Origin of the sequence: uncultured Aquimarina sp. (assembly GCF_947500065.1) — a bacterium.
Classification (GTDB): domain Bacteria; phylum Bacteroidota; class Bacteroidia; order Flavobacteriales; family Flavobacteriaceae; genus Aquimarina.
Genome location: NZ_CANMQT010000004.1, coordinates 347,665 through 369,026, shown reverse-complemented (window position 1 = coordinate 369,026; position 21,362 = coordinate 347,665). Strand labels below are relative to the sequence as shown.

The following is a 21,362-nucleotide window of genomic DNA, read 5'->3' as shown; positions in this document are numbered from 1 at the left end:
GGAAAAGTTACAAACAGTATCATAACAAAATATTTCTTATTTGTAAATAAAATCCAATTAGTAGTAATTATAATAAATGCTTTCATCTGGCATGAAATTACGGCTAAAAAAAAGCCAAGCCCTTCAGATACCAGACTATCAAACGACATCACAGACATCATCAATGGGTAGTGTGGGTAGTATTATTGATCCAAAAAAGGATACATATAATAATCAAGATAAGTACGAACGTTATGGTTCTTTTTTTTAAGATCCATTGTAGAAAACGGTATTTAGGATGTCATACAGTTGTTATGAAACTTCAAAATTTAGAGAAATCTATGTTTTTTGTCTGATATTGTTTTAAATATAAAAAAACAATGTAAGTTGTTTCTTGTTTAAGGTTTTAACATTTTTATGAAAATTTTCGTAAGAATTATTTCTTAAAAATGATTTTTTGTTAATTTTGGTTATGGTTTTGCCATTGCCGAAGTTTTCTTTTTTTGTAAAATCAAGAATTTCTCATCTTTTTTTATCCCCTTTTTTCTTAGTATCTTCTTAACATTTAAATAATTCTTTCCGCTAACGAAGTTAAGAATCATGCATCCTGTTTTCTTTTAATCCCCAAAAACAGTAAGCTAAGAGATTAATCCCTAAAACCATGTATGTGAAGATGAAAAAATGTTAAGATGTAGTTAAGGTGTTAGGTCTCACATTTTTACCTTCGAGTTGTTATAACTTTAATCATCGTTAGAATCGATATTTCTGAACTAAAGCAACAAAAGTTGAAACAAGTTTGAAAAAGAAGTATATCGACGAACGAAAAAATGTAAACGTAACATTCGTCATATCAGGTATTTTCCCAATTTATGTGTGATATGGTTTTAATGAGATTGAATTTAAAACTAACTAACTATGAACAAACTCACAAACATCCGGATAGCCTTATCTTTTAGGTTATTTCATTTAGGAACCACTTCTTGTTTTAATGCAAAACGAACTTTTAGTAAATCACTTTTTGATCTTACATAAGTATTACTTAGTAAATCATTAAGGAACATTAAGCTTAAAAAAAGAGAATACTTACGGTTCTTTAAATTGGTTGACCAATTTAAAGAACGAATACTAAAGGGTTCAATACGAATTCTCTTTGGGTCATATCGATTAATAATTAGAGACATAGGACTAATATACATAGAACTATTTTTCATCGCTTTATTAACCTTAATACTATAAACTTTACAATTTAAATTCAAAAACAATTCACAAAACACAAATCTAAAAACTACACTTACAATGAGAAATTTAATTAAAATAAGTACGATTATTTTGTTGTGCTTATTCTGCGCTAAATCATCGGCACAGTTTAATTATGGAGAAGCTTTACAAAAGTCTTTGCTTTTCTATGAAACACAACAGTCAGGAAAATTACCGGATTGGAATAGAATTAGTTGGCGATCAGACTCTGGTATCAATGACGGAGCTGATGTGGGCCTTGATCTTAGTGGAGGATGGAATGATGCTGGAGACCATGTTAAATTTGGTTTTCCTATGGCCTTTTCTGTATCCGCCCTTAACTGGGGGTTTTTAGAATACAAAGATGGGTATGACGCTGCAAATCAAACTGAACATTTCAAAAGAAATATTAAATGGGTAACGGATTACTTCATTAAATGTCATCCTTCTCCTAACGTTTTTTATGCACAAGTAGCGGATAGTAAATCTCAGGATCATAATTTTTGGATGCCTGCAGAAATGGTTGACGTACATCCAATGTATGGACAGCGTAAATCATATGCATTAACAACCAGTAACCCTGGTACGGATGTAGCCTGTGAAACAGCAGCTGCTTTAGCTTCTGCTAGTATCATTTTTAAAGATAGTGATCCGGCATATAGTGCTACATTATTAGGTCATGCTATAGAATTATATGAATTTGGTGATAATTTTAGAGGTTTGTATACCGATGAAGGTGGAATACCTGCAGTTGGAACCTATACTTCAGGGAATTACCAGGACGAATTAACTTGGGGAGCACTTTGGTTATATAAAGCGACCGGAGATCAAAAATACCTAGATAAAGCAGAAGCAGAATATACACAACCTGATTTTTTATGGAGTCTTGTTTGGGAAGATAAGTCTTATGGAAATATGGTTTTGTTATCAATCCTGACAGGGAAAGAAATATATAAAACTGATGCAGAACGTCATTTAGATTGGTGGCAAGAAGGAAACGGAGGAGTTAATTATTCACCGGGAGGACAAGCTCATTTAACACAATGGGGATCTTTGCGTCATGCTATGAATGCTTCCTTAACTGCACTTATTTATAGTGATAATGTTAACACACCTAAGAGTAGTCAATATCGTAATTTTGCTATAAATCAGGTAAACTATGCATTAGGTGATAATCCTAATAATAGAAGTTTGGTAACTGGGTTCGGTGTTAATCCGCCAACAAAACCGCACCATAGAGGACAGCATTCTAGCTGGTCTAGAAGTAGTGCAAATCCAGTAGAATCCAGGCACACAATGTGGGGAGCTTTGATGGGAGGTCCTGCTAAACCTGATGATTTCTTTGTCGAGGATAGAGATGATTTTCAAGCTAACGAAGTAGCAACAGATTATAATGCCTGTTACCAAGGAGTATTGGCAAGAATGGTGATGGAATTTGGAGGAACACCGTTGCCTAATTTTCCGCAAGCCGAAACCCCTGGATTAGAATTTGCGAATGAGGTTAAATTGAATAACGACCAGGCAAAGTTTACAGAAGTAGCTATATGGCTAAATAACCGTTCTGGATGGCCGGCAAGAGTTCCTAACACATTAAAAGCTAGATACTTTATTGATATTTCAGAAGGTATTGCAGCTGGATATAATGCTAGTGATTATGAACTTACCGCCCGAGGAGCTGGTAATACAACAACCAACGGTTTACAAGAATGGGATGCTACTAGCAATATTTATTATGCAGAAATAGAAGTAGATCAAGATAGAATGCCTTTTCCAGGAGGACAAGGAGAATACAGAAGTGAAATACAATTAAGAGTTTCATTACCTACGAGCGCACCTGAAACCGCTTGGGATGCATCCAACGATTTTTCTTATCAGGGATTAACTAGTGGTTTACAAATATCAGATAATGTTCCTATTTATGCAGATGGAATATTGGTAGGAGGAAGAGAACCTAATGGAGGTGAAGTGCCAACGGCATCTTTTACAGCAACTCCTGAATCAGGAACTGCACCTTTGGAAGTGTCATTTGATGCATCAACCTCTTCAGATCCGAATGGAGATGCAATAACGTATAATTGGGATTTTGGAAATGGACAAACATCGTCGGTGGTTGATCCGTTAATTACATATACTACCATTGGATCGTATTTAGTAACACTTACGGTAAGTGATGGTCAAAATACCTCTTCAGAGTTTACAAAAACAATTACAGTACTTGATGGTAATATAGCACCAGTTGCAGAATTCATTGCTAATCCTACTACTGGAATTGCTCCAGTTGTCGTAGGTTTTGATGCATCTGCTTCTTCTGATGAGAATAATGATTCTTTAACGTATTTATGGGATTTTGGTGATGGAGAAACAGGTTCAGGAGTAACAATCACTCATGAGTATTCTGCAATAGGCGAATATGATGCAAAACTTACAGTAAGTGACGGAAGTAAAGAAGATACTAAAACAATAACAATCACTGTTACTGATGGAAGTCCTATAGCGTCTTTTAGCCTAAGTGCTGATTCAGGAGTAGCACCATTAGATGTTACTTTTGATGCTTCAGGATCTACAGATCCTTCAGGAGGAAACCTTACATATAGCTGGGATTTAGGTAATGGTCAAACAGCATCTACTGTAACAACTTCTGCTACATATACAGAAGTAGGAGAAGTAACTGTAGTATTGACTGTAACCAATGCTTCTGGAGATACAGATTCTGAAACCAAAACGATTAATGTTACTGACGGTAGTGTTAGCTGTACTTTTGATACACCAATACCAGATGCATTGCCTTCAATTAATTCAGAATTCCAAAACATATTTGTTTTAGGAGACGGAGGTCCTAACCTAGATAATGTAGCAAAATTTAACATTAACTGGGATTTAGCTAACAATGGTTTGTATCAATTCTCAATGAATACAAGTAATGGTATTCCTAATTGGTGGAATGATTTCTTACCTAATGTGACACAAAATTTTAATGCTGCTCAACCAGAAATTACAATTGCAGGTTCTGGATTTGCAGGATTTGACGGTGCATATTATGCAACTGTTGATGAAGGCAATTTTGTAATGGTTTCCAAAACAGGTGGATTTACCATTTATTTCAGTAGTTCTGCTACAGCACCTGATTGTGATGGAGGTATCTCTAATCCAACAATAACTGATGGAGGTACTATTTCTGGAGGACCTTTCACCTTTACGGTTGGAGATGGAATTGCGGATAATGTTTCTGGAATTACTTTATCAGGAAATACTGGAACAAATTTTCAATGGGTAGTGACAGATGATCAGAATAATATATTAGGATTACCTGCTAATATTGAAGATGTAGATTTCGATGGAGCAGGAACAGGTACTTGTTTAATTTGGCATCTAAGTTATGAAGATGGATTACAAGGCTTAGCAGCAAATGCTAATGTTTCAGCTTTGGTAGGAGATTTTGATTTCTCTAATTCAATAGCAGTAGTTAGAAACCCTGTTGATCAAACAGGACCAGATGGTGGTAGTATTTCTGGAGGACCTTTCACCTTTACAGTTGGAGATGGTATTGCAGATAATGTTTCTGGAATTACTTTATCAGGAAATACTGGAGCTAACTCGCAATGGGTAGTAACAGATGATCAGAATACAATCTTGGGATTACCTGCTAATATAGAGGATGTAGATTTTGATGGAGCGGGAATAGGTACTTGCTTAATTTGGCATTTGAGTTATGAAGATGGATTACAAGGCTTAGCAGCTAATACAAATGTTTCGGCTTTAGTAGGAGATTTTGATTTCTCTAATTCAATAGCTGTGGTTAGAAACCCAGTAACTGATAATGGAGATTGTGCTTTTGAAACTCCTATATCTTCTGCCTTACCTTCTATTAACAATAGATATAGCAACATATTTGTACTAGGTACAGGAGGTCCTGATCCTAGTAATATTCGAGAGTTTTCTATCAATTGGGATTTAGCTAACAATGGATTGTATCAATTCGCCTTAAATACGAATAATGGAACTCCAGATTGGTATATAGATCTTAGAGGAAATCTAACACATAATTTTAATTCGCCTCAACCTGAAGCAGTATTATCTGGGACTCAGGTTACTGGATTGGATGGCGCGTATTGGGTAAATGTAGATGGAGATAATTTTGTAATGGTTTCTAAAAATGGTGGATTTACACTTTATTTCAGTTTAACTTCTACTGAACCCGATTGCGGTAATACTGGTGGAGGAAATACAGATCCGGTAGCAGATATTTCTGCAACGCCTATTTCTGGAGAAGCTCCATTATTAGTAACTTTTGACGCAGTTGCTTCAACAGATGCTGATGGAGATGCACTAAGTTATAGTTGGGATTTCGGAGACGGTAATACTGCTAGTGGAGTTACAGTAGAAAATACATTTACCTCCATAGGAGCTTATTCCGCTACTTTAACAGTTGATGATGGAAACGGTGGAGTTGATCAAGCGGTTATTACCATTACAGTTACCGATGGAGATATTATTATTAATCCTCCAACAGGTGATAACGCATATATCAATCGCTTTATAGAAATGAGAAATGAGTTCTACGATCCTGCTAATGGATATTTTAGCGCTGATGGATCTCCACATCACTCTGTGGAAACATTGATAGTAGAAGCTCCCGATTATGGTCACGAATCTACTAGTGAGTTGTATTCATATTGGTTATGGTTAGAGGTTATGAATGGAAGAATAACAGAAGATTGGGCACCTCTTAATAATGTGTGGAATAAAATTGAAGAATTTATAATTCCTACTACAGCAGATCAACCTACTAACGGAGCATATAATGCTTCTTCGCCAGCAGCTTTTGCAAGTGAATTCCCACTACCAAGTGATTATCCTGCACCTCTTAATTTTAGTGCACCAGTAGGATCCGATCCGGTTTCTCCTGATTTAACAGCTACATATGGTGCTGATATTTATCAGATGCATTGGTTATTAGATAATGATAACTTCTATGGATTTGGTAATCGAGGAGATGGAGTTAGTACACCTTCTTATATCAATACTTTTCAAAGAGGAGAACAGGAATCTGTTTATGAAACAGTTCCTCACCCATCTTGGGAGAGTTTCGAATGGGGAGGATCAGATGGATATCTTCCGTTATTTATTGAAGATCAGAATTATGCAAAACAATGGAGATATACAAGTGCTCCGGATGCAGATGCCAGAGCCGTGCAGGCGATGTATTGGGCTCAAGTTTATGCAAAAGAGCAAGGTGCAAGTTTAGGAAGTTTAGATTTAGACAAAGCATCCAAAATGGGAGATTTTTTAAGATTATCAATGTTTGATAAATATTTTAAACCCATGGGAGTGCAAAGTGCTACCAGTGGAGCGGGATCTGGATATGACAGTGCACATTACTTAATGTCGTGGTACATGTCTTGGGGTGGTTCAGCAGATCCTGCTTCGCAATGGGCATTTAGAATAAGTTCTAGTCATTGTCACTTTGGGTATCAAAACCCTATGGCAGCTTACGCGTTAACACAAGTAGATGAGTTAAAACCAAAATCTCAAAACGGAGAAAGAGATTGGAATGAAAGTCTAAAAAGACAAATGGAATTCTATACTTGGTTGCAGTCTAAAGAAGGAGCTATAGCAGGTGGTGCTACTAATAGTTGGAATGGGGATTATAGTCCATATCCAGCAGGTAAGTCTACATTTTACGATATGGCTTTTGATACAGATCCTGTATATCATGATCCAGGAAGTGGTACTTGGTTCGGATGGCAAGCTTGGTCTATGGAAAGAGTTGCAGAGTATTATTATATCACGAATGATGCAATGGCAAAATCTTTAATGGACAAATGGGCTACTTGGGTAAAAAGTGAAGTAAAACTTATAGGTACGGATGATTTCGAAATACCTGCAACATTAGAATGGACAGGAGAACCAGATACATGGAATCCTGACAGTCCAGGAAGTAACAATAACCTTAGCGTAGTTGTTACGGATTACGGTAAAGATCTTGGTGTGGCAGCTTCTATGGCAAAAGCACTTATCTATTATGCTGCGGCTACGCAAAAACACGCTACTTTAGATACGGATGCTCGTGATTTAGCCAAGGAAGTACTAGATAGAATGTGGAATACATATAGAGATGATAAAGGAGTTTCTTCTCCAGAGGATAGAGGGGATTTCAAAAGAATCTTTGAAGAAGAAGTATATATTCCTAATGGATTTAGTGGTACGATGCCTAATGGAGATCAGATTAAACCAGGTGTAACATTCTTAGACATAAGATCGGATTATAAAAATGATCCAGACTTTGATAGAGTAGAAGCAGCTTATAATGCAGGAGAAGACTATACACAACGTTATCATAGAAGTTGGGCACAGATTGAAGTTGCATTGGCGAATGCCGAATTTGGATTCTTTTTTGGAGATGAAGAACCAAGCATTAAAGCTCCAGAAGATCAATTTAAAGTAACTGCAACACCAAATCCTGCTTCGGATTATGTTACAATCGCTACTAATTTTGATATGAAGAATACCAGAGTTAGGGTAATAAATATTGCCGGAAATGTGATTAGAACAGAAACGATGATTAATAAGCAAAAGTCTACAAGACTTTCAGTAAATGATTTGCCTTCAGGTATGTATATCTTAGAAATTTATGATATAACTACTGGAGAGAAATTCAGAAATAAAATTATAAAAAATTAATTTTTAATATAGAGAGAGGTTGTATGGCCTCTCTCTTATTTTTTAGCTCTTTTTAAGTTAAGTAGCTATAGAATTTATGATTCCAATGTAATCACTATGGGGTGGTTAAGGATTCTTTCAATTGATCATATTTCTACTTAAACTTTTGATCTAATAGATCATAACAATTTTTAATAGTGAAAAAAATAAATACATGAAACAATTCATAAATTATTGGGTAATTCTGTTATTGCTTTTTGGCAGTGCATCAGAAGTTCTCGCTCAACAACAAAATTTCCTAACATCATCTGGAAATAAATTATATGATATAACTGGAAAAGAAGTTCGTTTAACAGGTGTAAACTGGTTTGGTTTTGAAACACAAAATTACTCTCCGCATGGAATATGGTCAAGGGATATGAAAAGTGTATTACAACAAATCAAAGATTTAGGTTTTAATACCATACGAGTTCCTTGGTGTAATGAGATGTTAAACCCAAGTTCTACTATTGCGATAAATTCATATGGTACTGATCCATATAGTGGAGTATCACCAATGAATGAAGAAGAAACAACCGTTAGCAAACCAATAGAATTACTAGATATTTTTGTGCGCTGGTGTCAAGAGAATGATATGAAGATCGTTTTGGACAATCACTCCAGAGCTGCAGATGGTTTTTTAAACGAAGCAGTTTGGTATACATCTGAATATTCTGAACAGCGATGGATTAATGATTGGGTTTTTATAGCCGATAGGTATAAAGACTTTTCGGCTGTAGTGGCTATGGATTTAAATAATGAACCTCACGGATCAACTTGGGGTGATAGTAATCCTGCTACCGATTGGAATAAAGCGGCAGAGCGTTGTGGTAATGCTGTACTAGAAGCGAATCCTAACGTTTTAATTATTGTAGAAGGCGTAGGAGAGTTTGAAGGAAATTCATATTGGTGGGGAGGACAGTTAATGGGAGCGAAGAAATACCCTATTCAATTGTCAGATCCTAGTAAATTAATGTATTCTGCACATGAATATGGCCCAGAAGTATCACAACAGGATTGGTTTACAGCAAGTGATTTTCCACAAAATATGACAGGTTTATGGAGTGATAATTTCCATTATTTATACGAAGAAGAAACCTCTCCGCTATTTGTAGGAGAATTTGGAATTAAAAATCAAGATGCTTTTGGAGGTATCGCATATACTTGGTTTACAGAGTTTACAGGTTTTATGGGAGATATATATTCATGGACATTTTGGAGTATGAACCCTAATTCTGGAGATACAGGTGGAATTTTACAAGATGATTGGACAAGTGTTAATCAATGGAAATTAGATGTGTTAACTCCCCATTTAGCACCATTTATTCCGAATGTAGTTGGAGGAACAGGCAATCGTCCGCCAACAGCAAGATTTACAAGTGATGCAACCTCTGGAAATGCCCCTTTGACTGTCTCATTTGATGCTTCAACCTCTTCTGATCCTGATGGAGATAATCTAACTTTTAACTGGAATTTTGGAGATGGGACTACTGCAACAGGTGAGAGTATATCTCACTTATTTACGGGCATAGGAACTTATCAAGTAGTATTAACAGTAAGTGATGGAGCGCTTAGCGATACAGAAACTCTTACCATCACAGTTAATGACCCTGATACAAATCCAACGGTAATAACTGCAAATATTTCTACTGATATTACTAGTGGAGTAGCACCAACCATTATCAATTTTGACGCTTCGGGATCTACAGTGTCTGATGGAAGTGCATTGGTGTATAGTTGGGATTTTGGTGATGGAACATCAGGTTCTGGAATTACCATAAACCACGAATACACAAATCCAGGTAGTTATTCTGCAATATTAACTGTTTCTAATACGGATGGAATATCGGATACTGACACCACTACAATTACAATTACCGAATCTAATACAGGTGGAGATTGTGCTTTTGGAGCTCCTTTATCCAATCCTTTACCAACTATTGCTAATATGGCATATACCAAAATTTATGTTTTAGGAACAGGAGGTCCTGATTTAAGTAATGTTACCAATTTTACGATTAATTGGGATTTACAAAATAATGGTCTTTGGCAATTCTCTATGAATACCAATAATGGGATTCCTAGTTGGTGGAATGATCTGAAAAATAATGTAACAAGTCAGAACTTTAACTCTGCACAGCCTAGCGTTACACTGTCTGGAACTGGATTTCCAAACTTTGATGGGGGGTATAGCGCAACAATTGATGGAGATAATTTTGCACTAGTTTCTAAAAGCGGTGCTTTTACTATTTACTTTAGTAACAGTAACACAGCTCCTAATTGTGAAACGCAATTAAGAGATCCGTTTATTGAGAATGAATCCGAGATTAAAGCATACCCAAATCCTGTATTGAATGAATTAACGATTAAACATCCTGAGGTTCTTAAAAGTGCAAGAATAGATATATTAGATGTATCAGGTAAAGTTGTTAAAAGAGTCACCTCAGTTACCGACACAAATACGGTAGCATTAAATGTTTCGGAATTGAAATCCGGAGTGTATTTTATTAAAATCTTCAATCAAAAAGAAACTGTAACAAAACAAATCATAAAGCAATAATTAGAAAAATAGAAAAAGGAAGAGACTTGTCTACAAAATAGAGTTTCTTCCTTTTTATAATCACTTTAAAATCACAACTTTTCTTTAAACAGAAAAGTACATCAAAATAACTTTACAAAACTCACCACTTATTATGGGACCAACACCAATAAATAAGCGTGGATGGAGGGCGTTTATAAAAAATACTCGTAAAACGCTTTTTTACACGATAGCGATATCCATTTCATTTGGTCTGGCGGTCATATCTTCATTAGATATTTATGATGGAACAGAAGGACCAGTAATGACAACTCAAACTTGGCCAGCAGGAACCTTCCTCTCTAATTTTCCTGAAGGGGATAGAATTAATACGTATCATCGTAACTACCTCATGATTAATGGTCAAGCGGGAACGGGAGTCTGGGATGTTTCTAATCCAACAGCACCAAAAAAAATTCAATTTAGTGATGCAGCAAACAATGGTCATAGATGGTGGAAATTAGAAGGTGATCTTTTTTATCGAGAATATTCTGTTCCAGAGGTTCAGGGAACAGGGTATAAATATTTGGATCTATCTAATATGTTAGATAGGAAACCAGTTACTTCTTCCGATATTCTTTATACTGTACAAGATGGACAATCTAATTACGATAATCTAGAAACATTTCCGCATACTATTGATGGTAATAGGGTTTTCGATATGAGAACTGGTGAACAGTTAGATGATATTCCGGTTTCAGTTTCTTTACCAGATGTTGTAGTTAGAATAGGGAATTATGTTTTTTATGCTCCTCAAACTGGTGATATAAGTGTATTTGATTTTGGAGATCCTACAAACATAAAATTTCTAGGATCTTTTGGAGGCGATATTCCACATGAACAATATAGTACAGGATTTCAGTTATGGAGAAATCACTTAGTTTTTATGAGTGGAAATGAGGGGCCTAATGCATTGGTTGGATTTGATATCAGTGATCCTACTGATGTAAAACTTGGCTTTAGTTTGCATTCTGATCAAGCAACTTTGGGGCGATATATGATATTTCAGGATGAGTTTGGTTTTTCTGGTCGTTTTGATAGAGGAGTCAAATTCAATTTTGAAACTATGGAAATTGAGCAAGAGTTTTTTCCACCCTCAAGTGATGAAACCTTACAATTCATAGATAACCAATGGATGCCAATAGGTCATATTTTAATAGCTAGTGGAGATGATAAAACTTCAATTTTTGCGCATCAAGATGGATTAGATGAAACATCTCCAACGGTTGGTCATCATTTTCCAATTTCTGGAGCAATCAACCAACCTATTTCTTCTACTATTGGTTTTGTGATCAATGAAACATTAAATGATTTAACGCTAAATGATGAGACCATACAAGTAAGCCCTTTAGGAGGTACACCGATTAAAGGAGATGTAACAACCACTTCATATCAAGTAATAAATTATGCACCAAAAGAACAATTACTACCTAATACCACATATGAGGTAAAGTTTGTAGAAGGAGGAATCAAAGATGCTGTGGGTAATGGAATGGAGGAATATGTATTTTATTTCACTACAGGAGGTGACACTTCTAACCAATCTCCTGAGATAACAGGAATTAATATTGATACCCCTTCTCCCGCAGAAATGGGTTCAATAATCAATTTTATAGCTAATGCGAATGACCCTGATGGAAATGATTTAACCTATCGATGGGATTTTGGAGATGGCTCTCCTAAAACCGAATGGATAGGAGAATCGAGTAGTCATACGTATACAGAACCAGGTAATTATCTCGTACAGGTTCAGGTTTCTGATAATAACGGAGGTTTTGTAGTAGGATCTCAATCAATTGTAATTGTCGATACCATTTACGATACGTTACCAACACAATCAGGACCTATTGCGGTAGATGCTGATAGAAGAGTTGTGTGGTCGGTGAACCCTGATAATAATTCAGTCACGTTAATAAACTCTGATAATCTATCTGTTATAAATGAAATTCAGGTGGGAAAAGATCCTGTAAATGTAGCATTGGATGCTCAAGGAAAAGCTTGGATTACTTGTAGAGATTCTGATGAGGTATATGTTCTGCAAAAAAGTGGGGTTCTCGATACAAAAATAGCATTAGAAAAAGGATCTCAACCTTATGGAATTGTTTTTACACCTGACGGGACGCGAGGATTTATATCAACTTTTGGTTCAGGGAAAATATTAGAAATTTCTACAGTCACCAATTCAATTTTTAAAGAACTAGCTATAGGAGAAAAACCTAGAGCAATGGCAATAGATGGAGAAGGAAAAACACTGTTAGTGACAAAGTTTATTTCTCCAGATCAAGAAGGACAAATATGGAAAATTAACTTGGACACATTCACATTGAATGCTACTATTGGACTTCCTCTTGATGATTTTACTCAGGATAATGGAAATCAGGGAAGAGGCTTGCCAAATTATGTGTCAGGAATCACCATTCATCCAAATAACCAATCCGCATGGTCAGTAGCCAAAAAAGATAATATTGTAAGAGGTTTAAGTAGAGATGGAAAACCACTTTCTTTTGACAATATTGTAAGAACGGCAATATCTTCTATCGATCTAACAATGAATAATGAAAATCTAAGCAATAGGTTAGATATTGATAATCATGGGCAACCTTCATACGCTTTGTATACTCCTACTGGGAATTACCTTTTTGTTACCATGCAAGGGAATAATAGAATTGTAGTTATAGATCCCAAAAAAGGACAAGAATTGCTTAAAAAAGATGTAGGTAAAGCTCCACAAGGATTAGTAATAGATCCTATTACAAATAGAGTTTTTGTCAAGAATTTCATGGATCGCTCAATTACTGTTTTTGATGCAGATAATATGATTAAAAATGGTAATAGCACTTTAGAAGAGATAGCTACGATTACAACGGTAAGTAATGAGTTATTGTCAGCAACAGAACTGAAGGGTAAACAGATATTCTATGACGCCTCGGATATCAAAATGGGAACAGATGGCTATGTTAGTTGTGCTACTTGTCATATAGATGGAACTGAAGATGGTAGAACTTGGGATTTTACGGATAGAGGTGAAGGATTAAGAAATACAATTTCTCTAATAGGTAGAGCAGGAACTGCTCACGGAAGAGTGCATTGGAGTGCTAATTTTGATGAGATTCAAGATTTCGAAAATGATATCCGTTTTCATTTCAAAGGACAAGGTTTTATGAATGACCAAGACTTTAATGATGGAACAACCGCTTTAACAATTGGAGATCCCAAAACTGGAAAATCACCGGACTTAGATGCGTTAACGGCGTATATAGAATCCTTAAATAGTTTTAGCCCAAGTCCATATAGAAATAATGATGGATCACTTACTACCGATGGAGTAGCAGGCAAATCTTTATTTGAAGATTTACAATGTTATACCTGTCATAGCGGAAGTAATTTTACCGATAGTAATTCTGGGAAATTACACGATGTGGGTACAATTATTACTACTACAGGTAATCGTTTGAATAAGCAATTACTGGGTATCGATGTCCCCACATTAAAAGATGCCTGGGCAACAGCACCATATTTGCATAATGGCATAGCAAAAACTATAGAAGAGGTGCTAACGGTTTATAATAATAACAATGCGCACGGATCCACATCTTCTTTAAGTGTTAGTGAAATAAAACAATTAGAAGCATATATAAAACAAATTGATGGTTCCGAATTAGCCAAGCCATCAGAGCAATTATTAAAAATAGCTTCTCCAGCAGATGGGCTCATTATTAATAGAGCAGAATCACAAACTTTGAGTGTTGATACTAATATTGATGGAATTACAAAGATTCAATATTTTGTAGATAACGAAATGATCGAAGAAGTGATAACTGCTCCTTTTGAGTCATCGTGGACACCTATTCTTTGGAAAAATTATACAATTAATGCCAAAGTGTTTTATAACAATGGGAATACAGCTTCTATAACACCAGAAATTACTGTTCAGTTTAAGAACACTATAAAAGTGATGTTTGTGGTTGGTGATAAAAATGCCCTTACCTCTGAAGATCAAAGAATAAAGTCTAGATTGGAACAACAATTTGGATTTAAAATCACATTGTTTTCTGATGAAGAAGCAACCAGTCCACAATCTGCTAATCCATTTGATATGGCCTTAATTTCTTCGACGGTTGATCCAAGAGAACTGGGTAATGATCTTGAAGGAGCAAGAGTTCCATTAATGACTTGGAATCCATTTATGTATGGTAAATTAAGAATGACTACAGGAGAGTTGAATACAGGGTTTGGTATCACAGAACAAAGTTTTTCATCAATTACAATTACGGCTCCAGGACATCCGATGGCAGTAAGTGCAGGTAATGAGGCAGCTCTATATTCAATTACTCAGAGTTTGCCTTTTGGAAATCCTACAGACGAGGCTATAATAGTTGCTCAAGCCGGAACTAAACCCATTTTATTTGGATATGAGGCAAGCATAGATATTCCTTCAAGAAGAGTAGCTTTTCCATTAAGAGATCAATTCATGCATTTATTAACAGATAAGGGACTTGCTATGTTTGATGCAGCTGTTTTATGGACACTGCACGGTGGCGATGCAGATACACCAATCGGACCATTACCAGATGTATTTTTTAGATCACCGTTACATGGAGAGTTGGTAAATACACCTTTAAAAATAGATTTTAATACAGAAGGTTGGGATTTACCCTCACAACAATACAAACTAAGATTTAAAATTGATGGACAGGATCGAGGCCTAATTACTGCAGAAGGAGAGTTTACGGATGGAACCGCATTATCCGAAGGATCTCATGAATTGTCACTGCAAATGGAACGAAGTGATAACTCTGTAACTGATTTAGGAGAAACAATTACTGTAATTGTAACCAATGATCCATTACCACAAAACCCAACAGCAATTATTCAGTCACCATCAGATGGTGGATTAGTGGGACCAGATTTTGAAATAGAATTTTCTACTTATAAATGGGATATCGTTCCTGGAGGACAGCATGTAAAATATTTCATTGATGGAGTAGAAAAAGGCTCAATATTCCAAATACAACCAATTCCAGTAACAGGTTTAACAGAAGGAGCGCATACCATTACACTATCATTAGCTACTGAGAGTGGCGAAATCACTGGAGATTCGACAGAGATAACTATAACAGTGGATGATCGATTTAATAATCTTCCAGATACAGATTTTAGTTTAGAATACAGAGATAATAGCTCAGGAGTATCTACTCCAGAATTAAAGCCAGTATTTCAGATAGTAAGTGAATCATCAGAAAGCCTTCCGTTAAGTGATTTTAAAATCAGATATTGGTATACTCCAGAACATACTGAGGCAATGAATTTTAATATAGATTATTCTGCTGTAGTAGGAACTGTTGGTAGTTTTGATTCGAGTTTAGAAGAAAATTATCTGGAAATTGGTTTTAGTGCTTCCTCTGGAAGTTTAAATGCGAATAGTAAATCTGGTCAAATTCAGACTAGGTTACATCATTCAGGTTTTCAGACTCATAATCAAAGTAATGATTATTCATATGATGCAGGAAAGACTTCTCTAAAACCACATGTATTAACAACATTGTATTATAAAGATGAATTAGTATGGGGACTAGAGCCAGATGGCAATGAAGTATCTAACAAGAAACCAAACGCAATTATAAATCCTAGTACCACATCAGGAGTAGCACCTTTATCAGTAGATTTTGATGCTTCAGCTTCTAGTGATCCAGATGGCGATTCACTGAGTTATTCTTGGGATTTTGGTAATGGTGCTACAGCTACGGGAGTTACTAGTCAGTTTACATTTGTTACTACGGGTGATTACGAAGTTGTATTAACTGTTGATGATGGAAACGGTAAGTCTGATACTGCAACTGTAATTATTAATGTAAATGATGAAACACCAACTCTAATTTCTAGTTTTACAGCTACTCCTGTTTCAGGAGATGTTCCTTTAGTAGTGAATTTTGACTCTTCTGATTCAGTGTATCCAGATGGTGCGAATATTGCGTATATATGGAATTTTGGTGATGGAAATACTAGTGATTTAGCGAATCCTTCGCATACATATACTATATCAGGATCATATGCGGTTACTTTGACTATCAGTGATGGAATAACTTCGGTTACTTCGGATCCGACAACAATAAGTGTTCTAGAAGGTAATGTTGCTCCTGAAGCTAATTTTGATATGTCGGTAACTTCTGGAGTAACTCCATTATTGGTGAATTTTGATGCTTCAACTTCTTTGGATGTTAATGGAGATGATTTAGAGTTTCAATGGGATTTTGGAGATGGAACAACAGGAAATGGAGTAGATATAAGTCATGAGTATACGGTTGTTGGAGAATATGTTATTTCTCTGGTAGTTAGTGATGGGATTTTATCAGATAGTCAAACACGTACTCTTATCGTAAGTGAATCAACAGGCACTACTGACTGTAGTTTTGGAGCTCCTATGAATACTCCAGTACCCACATTACCAAATTTCTCATATGATCATGTGTATGTTTTAGGAACAGGAGGTCCGGATTTAGGTAATGTTACCAATTTTACAATTAATTGGGATTTACAAAATAATGGATTGTGGCAATGTTCCATGAATACCAATAATGGTAATCCAGGTTGGTGGATAGATCTATCAGCGAGTATAGTAAACCAGACTTTTAATCAAGCAGAGCCTAAGATAACCTTTTCAGGAACAGGAATATCAAATTTCGATGGAGCTTATGATGTAACTATGGATGGAGATAATTTTGCACTGGTATCTAAAGGTGGTGAATATACTATATATTTCAGTAACGAAAATAGCGCTCCAAATTGCGAAGACCTATTAAGAAATCCGTTTATAGAGGATGATTTGATGGAGGTTAAAGCATTTCCAAATCCAGTTACAGATTATCTTATCCTGCAAAGTGATCAAGATTTTGAAGGAGCATTCATAAAAGTTATAGATATAAATGGAAGAGTGTTATCATCTAAACGTATCCAAAAAAATCTAAAAACAATAGAATTGGATATGAATATGCTCCAATCAGGAATGTACTTCATACAAATTAAGAGGAATAAAAAAACAGTAATTAAACGAATTACTAAATAAAGAAGCCACCGTTGGATTTATAAAGAAAAATAGATTCAACAGTGATTCTAGAATAAAAATCTAAAAAAGAAACTTTCAATAAAGAAGAATTTTATAACACCAAAACAAAGGAGTGTGTTAGGGTTGGGGAATCCAAAAGTTAGAAGTAGTTGGAACAACAATAATTAATTCAGACTTAAATCAAAAATAAACTCAACTCAACTAATTCTTTTAAAGATGAAAACTAACATTAAAATTTTAGTAATAGCGAGCTTACTGTTTGGTATGCAATTACTCGCTCAAAAACAAAAAGTAGCTCCAATGGGATTTGTATATGTAGAAGAAGAAAAATTCATGTTGGATAGTAGACCTTTTTATTTCTCAGGAACCAATGTGTATGATTTTTTTACATATGGATCTTCTAGTGGAGATATCGAAACGCAATTTATGGACAAAAATCGCATAGATGAGCATATGCGTAGACTCTATAAAAATGGTGTTAGAGTAGTGCGTCTATGGGGGTTTAGTCACGAAGATTGGCATGGTTTTGAGCCTCAAAAAGGAGTATATAGTGAAGCTCAATTTTCTTTGTTTGATTATATCATTAAATCAGCCGAAGCTAACGGAATAAAACTAATCATTGCATTAGAAAATTATTGGAACGACTATGGAGGAATTAAAGATCGTCTTAAATGGGAAGGGATCGATGTACAAGGAGCAGGAGAACATGATCAAGGACAATTTTTTACTAATGCATCAGCTGTACAAGGATATAAAAATTACGTTGAGTATTTTCTTACTCGTGTCAATCACTACGATGGTGTAGAATATCGAAATGATCCTACGATTTTAGCTTGGGAATTAATGAATGAACCTCGATATCAGGGTTTTGGTGATGATGTCACTTCTGATGTTTTAAGAGCTTGGGTAGATGATATGGGTGAGTTTATCAAAGCTATAGACTCAAATCATTTATTAAGTACGGGACTTGAAGCTCATGGAACTAAATATGGTTTTGGAGGAGATGAAGGAAATGATTTTATAAAAATACATCAATCTCCATCAATTGACTTTGCTTCGGCGCATCCATATATAAGAGAGAGTTGGTCCAATTTCACATTAGAACAAACAATGAAATTGATGGAACAATGGGCGAATGAATCTCATAACATCATAAAAAAACCACTTTATATAGGAGAGTTTAATGTAGAGATCCAAGAACGATATGAATGGTGGGAAGAAATGTACGCTTTTATTGAGGAAAATAAGATCGGGGCAAGTGGCTTCTGGTGGTTTCCTGATAATAATACTCCCAGAGATAAGTTTGGAGTATTCGAAGGTGATGTAGAAGTAGCTATTTATAAAGAACATGCATTAAGGATGGAAGCGATGTCGGGAGGAGAAGCTATTTACCTATCCTTAATGTCTCCTAAATCGGGAGATAAATATGTCACAGGTAGCACGGTTCATATCGAGACAAACCTATTGAATGAAAATAATACGATCGTCAAAGTAGAGTTCTTTAGTAATGGAATATTAATAGGAGAAGATACTACTGCACCTTATCAGTTAGATGTATCGGGATTAGCTGATGGAAACTATACTATTACTTCGGTAGCTACGGGAATAAATGGAGTTGTAAAAACATCAACACCACGAAACATTCAAATAGGTGGAGAAGGAGTCTTAGTTGTAGAATATAAAGATGCTTCTGCAGATGTGGTTACAAATGTTATTAAACCACATTTTAGGCTATTCAATAATTCATCTCAAGATGTTGCGTATAGTGATCTCAGTATTCGATACTGGTTTGAAACTGAAACGGATTTACCACTCAATTTCTTTGTTGATTACGCGATGATTGGTAGTAGTAATATCAGCGGAGAAATAGTAAATACTGAAGGTAATAAACATTACTTAGAAATTACTTTCGATCCAGCTGCTGGAGTATTAGGAAGAAATGCGGGTTCCGGAAGAATGGAACCTAAAATAGCTAATAGCAACTGGTCCGATACAGATCAATCAAATGATTATTCATATGATGGAACCAAAAAAGAGTTTGCCGCTTGGGATAAAGTGGGATTATATTTAAATGGCCAATTGATAAGTGGTATAGAACCTGATGGAAGCACAAACCCTGTAGCTAGAATCTCTGCTACACCGATATCAGGTACAGCGCCTTTGCAAGTGGCATTAGATGCTTCGGGATCCAGCAATTCTAACGGAGGAACATTGACTTATAGTTGGGATTTTGGTAATGGAGATACCGCTACTGGAATAATAACTTCTTACGATTTCACTCAAATAGGTGATCAAATAGTAACACTTACGGTTAGTGATGTTGATGGTAAAACAGACAGCACTACCATTACCATAAATGTTCTGGATCCGAATCAAGCTCCAGTAGCTCAATTTATTGCGGATAATAACGTAGGGATAGCGCCTATTACCATAAATTTTGATGCCTCTGATTCTAATGACCCTGATAATGATACACTAACCTATACATGGGATTTTGGAAATGGTGATGTAGGTTCTGGCGTTAGTACTTCTTATGAATATATAGAACCAGGAATTTATGAAGTAAAGTTAGTCGTAACCGATGGGAAATTAGAGGATACTATAACCAAAACCATAACTATTACTAGTGATCAATTAATAGTAGACTTCACAGCAGATAAGACATCAGGAGTAGGACCATTAACTGTTAATTTTGATGCCTCAGGATCTTCTGATCCATTAGGAAACCCTTTAACCTATTCTTGGGATTTTGGTGATGGTAGTATGACTACAGGAATTATAGCATCTCATGTTTTTACCAATATAGGATCTTACCTTGTTACATTAAGTATCAATAATGGAGTTGGACAAACAGCTATCAAATCAATTGAGATTTCTGTAATTGAAGAAGTGCCTTCAGGAGATTTAGTGTTAGAATATATAGATGGTGGACGTGGCAATGCTACGGATAATATGATCAATCCGCATCTTAGTATTATCAATAATGGTAATCAAGCAGTGTCTTATCAAGATATAACTATCAGATATTGGTTCACATCCGAAGATAGTAACAATCTTAATTTTTGGTGCGATTGGGCGCAACTGGGTAGTGGGTTTGTAAATGGTGATTTTGGACAACAGAATGGATTAGATTATTTGCAAGTTTCTTTTGATAATACCGCTGGTTCATTAGCATCTTTACAAAACTCTGGACCTATACAAACTAGATTTGCCAAGACGAACTGGAGTTCTTTTGATGAAAGTGATGATTATTCTTATAAACCATCATATACAGCTTTTCAACCTAACAAAAATATAACCCTCTATTTGAATGGAAATTTAGTTTGGGGTGTTGAACCTTCTTCTTCATTTGCAACGACTAGTGGACTTGAGAGAATAAAGGTATACCCAAATCCAGCTAAAAGCTACATTACTGTTTCCGGTTTTAAAATTTTAGAAAAAGCGGAAATCAGACTAATGGATTTAGTAGGAAATACAATTCAGAATCAAAGATTAAGAGACAAAGATGATGAGGTAACGGTTTATTTAGAAGAATTAGATCAAGGGATTTATTTCTTAGAAATTATAGATACTGTCAAAAATCAAAAGATTAGAAAAAAAGTAATGATAAGTAGGTAAAAGTATACTTAGAAATATAAAGGGAGGTTGTTTTTATGACCTCTCTACTTCTATTTATTATTAGACTCTATAAAATGTCATCAAATTATAAAAAATGAAGCCATAAATAATGGTCTAGTAAAACATATTCTAATAAAATACTTACAAATAATAAACTCCAATATAGAGATAAGCAATCGCAGTCTATAT

The 21,362-nt window shown here is 35.4% G+C and carries 6 protein-coding genes; 5 read left to right on the top strand and 1 reads right to left on the bottom strand.

What is annotated here, in order from left to right:
* The first annotated feature begins 91 nt into the window (after nucleotides 1-91).
* A complete protein-coding gene (locus Q0975_RS14465; protein ID WP_299437846.1) occupies nucleotides 92-250 on the top strand; it encodes a hypothetical protein in 159 nt (52 codons plus the stop codon).
* 691 nt (nucleotides 251-941) lie between these two features.
* Here Q0975_RS14465 and Q0975_RS14460 read toward each other — a convergent pair.
* On the bottom strand, nucleotides 942-1,190 hold the full coding sequence (locus Q0975_RS14460; RefSeq protein ID WP_299437844.1) for a hypothetical protein: 249 nt from the start codon (nucleotides 1,188-1,190) through the stop codon (nucleotides 942-944).
* Between the two features lie 85 nt (nucleotides 1,191-1,275).
* Here Q0975_RS14460 and Q0975_RS14455 point away from each other — a divergent pair, with 85 nt between their 5' ends.
* The 4 genes from Q0975_RS14455 (at nucleotide 1,276) to Q0975_RS14440 (ending at nucleotide 21,173) form a co-directional block, all read left to right on the top strand.
* A complete protein-coding gene (locus tag Q0975_RS14455; protein WP_299437842.1) occupies nucleotides 1,276-7,896 on the top strand; it encodes a glycoside hydrolase family 48 protein in 6,621 nt (2,206 codons plus the stop codon).
* A 193-nt stretch (nucleotides 7,897-8,089) separates the two neighbouring features.
* On the top strand, nucleotides 8,090-10,474 hold the full coding sequence (locus Q0975_RS14450) for a cellulase family glycosylhydrolase (protein ID WP_299437840.1): 2,385 nt from the start codon (nucleotides 8,090-8,092) through the stop codon (nucleotides 10,472-10,474).
* A gap of 133 nt (nucleotides 10,475-10,607) precedes the next feature.
* Entirely contained in the window at nucleotides 10,608-17,555 is a 6,948-nt protein-coding gene (locus Q0975_RS14445; protein ID WP_299437838.1) for a PKD domain-containing protein, read from the top strand.
* Nucleotides 17,556-17,771: 216 nt separating this feature from the next.
* A complete protein-coding gene (locus Q0975_RS14440; protein WP_299437836.1) occupies nucleotides 17,772-21,173 on the top strand; it encodes a PKD domain-containing protein in 3,402 nt (1,133 codons plus the stop codon).
* Nucleotides 21,174-21,362: the final 189 nt, after the last annotated feature.

Bases quoted from the DNA above. Each gene is read 5' to 3' on its own strand.
- Q0975_RS14445 (WP_299437838.1), top strand. From the start codon at position 10,608: ATGGGACCAACACCAATAAATAAGCGTGGATGGAGGGCGTTTATAAAA.
- Q0975_RS14440 (WP_299437836.1), top strand. From the start codon at position 17,772: ATGAAAACTAACATTAAAATTTTAGTAATAGCGAGCTTACTGTTTGGT.
- Q0975_RS14460 (WP_299437844.1), bottom strand. From the start codon at position 1,190: ATGAAAAATAGTTCTATGTATATTAGTCCTATGTCTCTAATTATTAAT.
- Q0975_RS14450 (WP_299437840.1), top strand. From the start codon at position 8,090: ATGAAACAATTCATAAATTATTGGGTAATTCTGTTATTGCTTTTTGGC.
- Q0975_RS14465 (WP_299437846.1), top strand. From the start codon at position 92: ATGAAATTACGGCTAAAAAAAAGCCAAGCCCTTCAGATACCAGACTAT.
- Q0975_RS14455 (WP_299437842.1), top strand. From the start codon at position 1,276: ATGAGAAATTTAATTAAAATAAGTACGATTATTTTGTTGTGCTTATTC.